Here is a 1,540-nt window from a genome sequence, read left to right as displayed (position 1 = left end):
CTGGGGAGTATAGAATCACATGGAAGCACGTAACTTCCACCAGAATGGACACAGCGGCCCTTAGAGCGGCCTTGCCGGAGGTGGCGGCCAGATTTACCAGGACCACGACCACACGCCGCTTCTGTGTAGCATAAAGAGAGCCCCCATATCCCAGCCGACCAAAGCAAGAGGATATAGGAGCCTGTAACCCCGGAGGGGGCTATGGTGATAGCTTACCACAGTCCCCTCCAGATTTCAAGATGGAGGAGATACCGATGGAAACAATACATGGCAACCTAGCCACTCTCAAGAGCGTGGAGGCCATAATGGAAGAAACAGACCGGGCCATTGTCCCTGTGGTGGGTGACTGCCTGGAGGGGGCTGGGGTGCAGGATGGCGGACGGGTGGCTGTGGCCTTTGACAGATACCCGGCACCGCCCAGACACAAGAGCAGAGGCGGGGACGGTTCGGAAGATCTATGCTTGTGCTATGCAACTTTCCCCGGCGCCAGAAAGCCCTCGGTCATGCTCAAGGCTTATGATGGTGTGTGGGGCGCTTACCAGATGGTGGGGACCAGATACAAGAGCATGTGGGACGGGGATAGGTTCCGCCCAAACTGTGGTATATTCGCAGAAAGGATCTTCGGTGTGATTTTCGCAAGCTGGGACAAAGATGGGAATCTGTTGTGGGAGCGGGATCTGAACAGCTTTCCGGCCACGCTGGGGTGCACGCCGACCATCCACGGGGAGGTGGAGCCGGCATGAGAGTATCACACCGTGCATCTGAATATTTGGCCCTGTTCGCTGCGGGCTTTACAGTCACAGAGATCTCCCGCCGCTGCGGGGTCTCAAAGTCTACAGTCTCCACCCTGTTGAAAAAAGCCAGAGCCCCGAAGGTACAAAGAGAATCCGCTTCGAGGTCATGCCCGTATAGCTCAAGCTGCTTTACCTGCCCCATGCGTGATTGCGTTGTTGAGGGAACGGAGATAAATGCTCTTGTCTCTTGGGAGGAGGTTGCTGTATGAGCACATCAGCAAAAACGCTTATTGCTGCCCCGGTTATCTACAATGAACTCAAAGACGCAGAGGAGAAAGCTATTGCGGTGCTTGGTCTTTTAGAAGATGTAATTCAACCTGCTTTTGGAGATTTGAGGTGTGATGGCCTGTTAGATCAGAAAGGGAAAAGCCGGGGAGATTGTGCAATCGACTGGGTAGAGAAAAACTTTAACGCCTTATACTCAGCCTGTTATGCGGCAAGAAGTTTAATCGAAGATGTGGCCGATACTCTCCAGATGCTTCCTGTACAGCAAGAGACAGAAATAGGAAAGGAGGCCGCACAGCATGACTAAAGAAGAGCGCCGCCAGAGGGCGGAGAGAGCCCGCCTGGAGCGGGAGAGGGAGGCGCAGATAGAAGCACTCCGCCAGATCAGGGACGACCCACAGGCCACGCCGGGGGAGCGACTGGAGGCGGTGAAGTTGCTGCTAGAGCTGGAATAAAGAGATGAAGGAGGGGGCTGCCCGCACGAGCGGCCCCCTTTTTCTGTATAATGTTTCAGAGTTGGA

At 54.9% G+C, this 1,540-nt stretch carries 4 protein-coding genes; all 4 read left to right on the top strand.

What is annotated here, in order from left to right:
- The first annotated feature begins 254 nt into the window (after positions 1-254).
- The 4 genes from NE584_RS19270 to NE584_RS19260 are packed head-to-tail and all read left to right on the top strand — an operon-like array spanning position 255 to position 1,474.
- Positions 255-743, top strand: coding sequence for a hypothetical protein (locus tag NE584_RS19270; protein WP_256183539.1), 489 nt, complete (start codon positions 255-257; stop codon positions 741-743).
- The gene (locus NE584_RS19945) at positions 740-1,003 is read left to right on the top strand and encodes a helix-turn-helix transcriptional regulator (RefSeq protein WP_368670744.1); all 264 of its coding nucleotides are present in this window, start codon (positions 740-742) and stop codon (positions 1,001-1,003) included. The genes NE584_RS19270 and NE584_RS19945 overlap by 4 nt, the downstream gene beginning before the upstream one ends.
- Positions 1,000-1,326 (top strand): hypothetical protein, encoded by a 327-nt coding sequence (locus tag NE584_RS19265; protein ID WP_050622677.1) that lies wholly within the window; start codon positions 1,000-1,002, stop codon positions 1,324-1,326. Before NE584_RS19945 ends, NE584_RS19265 begins: the two co-directional genes overlap by 4 nt.
- Complete coding sequence (locus tag NE584_RS19260; protein WP_154669716.1) at positions 1,319-1,474, top strand: hypothetical protein; 156 nt, start codon at positions 1,319-1,321, stop codon at positions 1,472-1,474. The genes NE584_RS19265 and NE584_RS19260 overlap by 8 nt, the downstream gene beginning before the upstream one ends.
- Positions 1,475-1,540: the final 66 nt, after the last annotated feature.

Origin of the sequence: Clostridium sp. DFI.5.61 (assembly GCF_024462915.1) — a bacterium.
GTDB lineage: Bacteria > Bacillota > Clostridia > Oscillospirales > Oscillospiraceae > Lawsonibacter > Lawsonibacter asaccharolyticus.
Note: the sequence above shows the minus strand (reverse complement) of the source record. Positions and strands in the feature narration are given on the sequence as shown.